General features: G+C 69.3%; 6 protein-coding genes. 2 read left to right on the top strand and 4 right to left on the bottom strand.

Annotation, left to right across the window (positions count from 1 at the left end):
* Positions 1-985 (bottom strand): AAA family ATPase (locus VE172_RS22890; protein WP_324804323.1); only part of this gene is annotated, 985 nt, incomplete at its 3' end.
* Between the two features lie 105 nt (positions 986-1090).
* Between VE172_RS22890 and VE172_RS22885 the strand changes: the two genes are divergently transcribed.
* The gene (locus tag VE172_RS22885; RefSeq protein WP_324804322.1) at positions 1091-1291 is read left to right on the top strand and encodes a hypothetical protein; all 201 of its coding nucleotides are present in this window, start codon (positions 1091-1093) and stop codon (positions 1289-1291) included.
* Positions 1292-1301: 10 nt separating this feature from the next.
* Entirely contained in the window at positions 1302-1916 is a 615-nt protein-coding gene (locus VE172_RS22880; RefSeq protein ID WP_324804321.1) for an HAD family hydrolase, read from the top strand.
* Here VE172_RS22880 and VE172_RS22875 read toward each other — a convergent pair.
* From VE172_RS22875 to VE172_RS22865, 3 genes are read right to left on the bottom strand one after another with little or no spacing between them, the layout of a single operon-like run.
* Positions 1913-2944 (bottom strand): PQQ-dependent sugar dehydrogenase, encoded by a 1032-nt coding sequence (locus VE172_RS22875; protein ID WP_324804320.1) that lies wholly within the window; start codon positions 2942-2944, stop codon positions 1913-1915. The two genes, VE172_RS22880 and VE172_RS22875, sit on opposite strands and share 4 nt — an antisense overlap.
* 48 nt (positions 2945-2992) lie before the next feature.
* Entirely contained in the window at positions 2993-3664 is a 672-nt protein-coding gene (locus tag VE172_RS22870; protein ID WP_324804319.1) for a VC0807 family protein, read from the bottom strand.
* Positions 3661-4245 carry a TetR/AcrR family transcriptional regulator gene (locus VE172_RS22865; RefSeq protein ID WP_324804318.1) on the bottom strand — a complete coding sequence of 195 codons (585 nt, stop codon included), beginning with the start codon at positions 4243-4245 and terminating at the stop codon, positions 3661-3663. The genes VE172_RS22870 and VE172_RS22865 overlap by 4 nt, the downstream gene beginning before the upstream one ends.
* Positions 4246-4507 lie beyond the last annotated feature (262 nt).

Genomic DNA, 4507 nt, shown 5'->3' with positions numbered 1-4507 from the left:
TCACCGTCGGCGCCGGCACCGCGGCCATCACCTTGTCGACGATGTCCTCGGCGGGGATGCCGTCGGCGAGCGCGTCGTAGGACAGCACCAGCCGGTGGCGCAGCACGTCGGGCGCGATGTCCTGCAGGTCCTGGGGAAGCGCGTAATCGCGTCCACGAAGGACGGCCAGGGCGCGGGTGGCCCTGATGATGCCCAGCGAGGCGCGCGGGCTGGCGCCGTACTGGATCAGCCCGGACACGTCGGCGACGCCGAACTCGGCGGGCCGCCGGGTGGCCAGCACCAGCCGCACCGCGTAGTCGACCAGCGCGTTGTGGATGAAGATGCCGTCGGCCTTCTTCTGCAGCCGCAGGATGTCGTCCGAGGTGAACACCGGCTCCGCGGCGGGCGGTTCCACGCCCATCCGGTAGACGATCTCCCGCTCCTCGGCGTCGGTCGGGTAGCCCACCACGATCTTCAGCAGGAAGCGGTCGCGCTGCGCCTCGGGCAGCGGGTACACGCCCTCCTGCTCGATGGGGTTCTGGGTGGCCATCACCAGGAACGGGTTGGGCACCGGGTAGGTCTCGCCGCCGATCGACACCTGGCGCTCGCTCATCACCTCCAGCATCGCCGACTGCACCTTGGCGGGCGCCCGGTTGATCTCGTCGGCCAGCAGGAAGTTGACGAACACGGGGCCCAGCTCGACGTCGAACTTCTCGCTGGACTGCCGGTAGATGCGGGTGCCGACGATGTCGGCGGGCACCAGGTCGGGGGTGAACTGGGTGCGGGTGAAGCTGCCGCCGGTGACCGTGGCCAGCGTCTCCACCGCCAGGGTCTTGGCCACGCCGGGCACGCCCTCCAGGAGGCAGTGTCCGCGCGACAACAGGGCCACGAACATCCGCTCGATCATGCGGTCCTGGCCGACGATGACCTTCTTGACTTCGAATAGCGCCTTCTCCAACAGCTCGGCGTCTTGGGCCGGTGTGGTCTGCGATTGCGCCTCGGTCATCGGTCGAGACCTTTCGTCGGAAATCGAGCGGCTGTCTCGCACGATAGTAGAGGCACCTTCCCACTACCGCCCACCGCGCGGTAACGCCGGTGCAGACTGGGTGGAATGTCGGCTGAGGAACTGCGTTGTTCGGCGCGCGGGTGTGCGCGCGCGGCGGGATGGGCGTTGCGGTGGCGCAACCCGAAGATCCACGGTCCCGAGCGGGTGAAGACCTGGCTGGCGTGCGACGAGCACCGCGAGCATCTCGCGCAGTTCCTGCGGCGTCGGGACTTTCCGTGCGAGGTGGAGCCGCTGGAGCCCGGTTAGGGTTGCGGCCGTGACCTCTCCTCTCGTGGTCGGCTTCGACCTGGACATGACCCTGTACGACACCGCCCCGTCGATCGAGGCGACGCTGCGGGCGTCGGCCAAGGAACTCGGCATCGAGTTCGATGTGGAGCGTTTCATGCGGGAGCTGGGGCCCCCGCTGGACGACCTGGTCGCCGAGCAGCTGGATCCCGGGCCGGCCACGGACTTCATCGACAAGTACCGCGAGATCTACCACGTCCACGGGCTGCCCGCGGCGCGGCTGATGCCCGGGGCGAGGGATTCGCTGCGCGCGGTGCGTGACCACGGTGGACGGTCGATCGTCATCACGGGGAAGAACGACCGCGACGCGGGACGGCACGTGGCGCACGACGAACTGGACGTGGCGAAGGTGATCGGCTGGGCGTGGGGCCCGGGGAAGACCAAGGCGCTCAAGGACAACGGCGCCGGCGTCTATGTCGGCGACCACCCGGCCGACGTGGCCGCCGCGCGGGCCGCCGACGCGGCGGCGGTGGCGGTGACCACCGGCAGCCACGGCCCGGAGTCCTTCGGCGACGCCGACGCGGTGCTGGCGTCGCTTCGGGAGTTTCCGGGGTGGCTGGAGCGGTGGCGGGCCGACCGGGGTTAGGGCCTGTTGGGGAACCTGACGATCTTGTCCTCGGTCTCGTTGGAGGTGGCGATCCACAGCCAGCCGTCGGGCGAGACCTCGACGGTGCGGATGCGGCCGTACGTCCCCTCCAGGGCCGCGACGGGGTCTCCCCCGCCGTACGGCACCTGCCACAGGCGCTCGCCGCGCAGCGCGCCGACGTACATGATGTCGCCGACGATGGCCGAGCCGCTGGGTGAGGCGTCGGCGGTGTGCCAGGTGACGATGGGGTCGACGTAGTCGGGTTCGCCGCCGGTCCCCTCGACCTCGGGCCAGCCGTAGTTCTTGCCCGCGACGATGTGGTTGACCTCGTCCCAGGTGTTCTCGCCGAGTTCGCTGGCGTACAGGTCGCCGCCGTCGGTCCAGTCGAGTCCCTCCACATTGCGGTGTCCGAGGGTGTAGACGGGCGAGCCCTTGGTGGGGTTGTCGTCGGGGACGGAGCCGTCGGGGTTGAGGCGGAGGATCTTGCCGCCCAGGCTGTCGGGGTCCTGCGGGTTGTCGCGGTCGAGGGCGTCGCCGGTGGTGACGTACAGCCTGCCGTCGGGGCCGAAGCGCAGGCGGCCCCCGTTGTGGTGCTCGGCCTTGGGGATGCCGTCGAGGATCACCTCGGGGGTGAAGCCGTCGAGCTTCAGGCGCGCGACCCGATTGTCGGCGGCGGCGGTGAAGTAGATGTAAACGTACTTGTCGTCCTTATAGGACGGTGAGACGGCGAGCCCGAGCAGGCCTCCCTCCCCCGCGGGCTGCGCGTCGTCCACGGTGCCGACGACCTCGGGTGCGGTACCGGGAGACACCCGAGACATCTGCTTGCTGTCGCGCTGGTTGAACAGGGCCGCGCCGTCGGGCAGGAAGTCCATGCCCCACGGCAGCGCCAGCCCCTCGGCCACGACGTCGGGGGAATCGAAGTCGAAGCCCGACGTGAGGCGGGGGCGGGTGGCGGCGTAGGCGGTGGCGGCGGTCCCGGCGGCCAGGGCCGCGGCCGTGGCCGCCAGGACGAAGGTTCGGCGTTTCATCGCGACTCCTATTTATTTACGAATCGAAATGAACTTATCGCTGTTTGCTTAGGCGCGCAGGTTCTTCCGCTTGGTGTAGATGATTTGGAAGACCAGCAGCGGCGCCAGGATGCAGGGCCAGATCAGGCCCATCGCCAGCGGCGCGGCGTCCAGCGGCACCGTGTAGGCGAAGATGACGTTGACGACCGCGTTGAGGATCCCGGCCACGCCCCACGCGGCGGTCAGCACCCGCACGCCGAGGCGGAAGTCGGCCTCGGCGTCCCAGCGCGCCTCCCACGCGGCCAGCCCCTCGGAGCCGACCTTGGCGATCACGAAGGAGCGGAACAGCACCATCAGCGCGGGGCGTCCGTAGAAGATGGAGGCGATCAGCCACACCCCGACCAGGCCGCCCAGCATGCCGACCCACGCCTCGCGGATCAGCATGATCCGCGGGTTGCCCGTCAGCGCCGACAGCGCCAGCCCGGCGGCCATCAGCATGATGACGAACAACGCGAAGAACTCGATCTGGCGGCGGGCGATGAAGCGCTGGACGATCACGACGATCGGCACGATCGCCGAGGCCAGAAGCGCCCACCATTGCCCGACGCCGACGGCGCGCAGTCCATAGAAGACACCCATGGGGACGACCAGGTCCAACAGCAGGGACTTGATCATGGCCGAGCGGGAGGCGCTGCCCGCGGACGCGGGGGCCTTGGGGGCGGTGGTGACGTCGGTGGTCATGACGGGTCCTTTCGGGTGGCGAGGCGGAAGAGCTCGGCGAGTTCGGCGCCGTAGGCGTCGACATCGAGATCGGGGTTGTGGGCGAGCTGGGCGGCGGCGGCGTCGATGGACCCGCGCAGGCTGGCGGCCATCACGAGCGGGTCGAAGTCGCGGAATTCGCCGTCCCGCTGCCCGATGGCGAATTGTTCGGTCAGCAGGTCGACGGCCGTGCCGAGGTTGCCGCTGGAGACGTCGGCGCCCTCATCCTGCGCGTTGTTGAAGATGTCCACCATGGCGCGGACGTGGTTGGGGTACTCCCGCATGTACTCCATGTTGGAGCGGATGTAGGCGTCGAGCGCCTCGGTCTTGGTGGACGCGGCGCGGATGCGCGGGCCCATGTAGTCGTCGGCCAGCGCCAGCGCCTCGTCGACGACCGCCTGGATCAGGTCGAACTTGCCCTTGAAGTGGTAGGAGATCAGGCGCGTCGAGCTGAGCTCGGCGCGCTCGGCGATCTTCGCGAAGGAGGCGCGCGCGTAACCCAGCTCGGCGATGGTGTCCACCGCCGCGGCCACGATCTGGGCGCGGCGGGCGTTGGCCGTCACGGATCGGGGGTTCTCACGTTCTTTTACTTGCATAGGTAAAAACTTACATACTCAAGTAAGACCCGTCAACCCCGGGGTGAACCCCCGCGCCATAACCTGGGGGCATGGATGAATCTCGGGTGCTGTGGGAGTCGTGGCCCGGCGAGGTCACCTGGCACCGCGTCTCCCCCCGCCTGGTGCGGCTGCGCCTGCTGGCCCTGGCCGCCTTCACCGCCCCGGCCACCGCCATCGCCGTCGGCCTGCCCTGGCTGTGGTGGGGATG

This window comes from Stackebrandtia sp. (assembly GCF_035643755.1).
Taxonomy (GTDB): Bacteria; Actinomycetota; Actinomycetes; order Mycobacteriales; family Micromonosporaceae; genus Stackebrandtia.
Note: the sequence above shows the minus strand (reverse complement) of the source record. Positions and strands in the feature narration are given on the sequence as shown.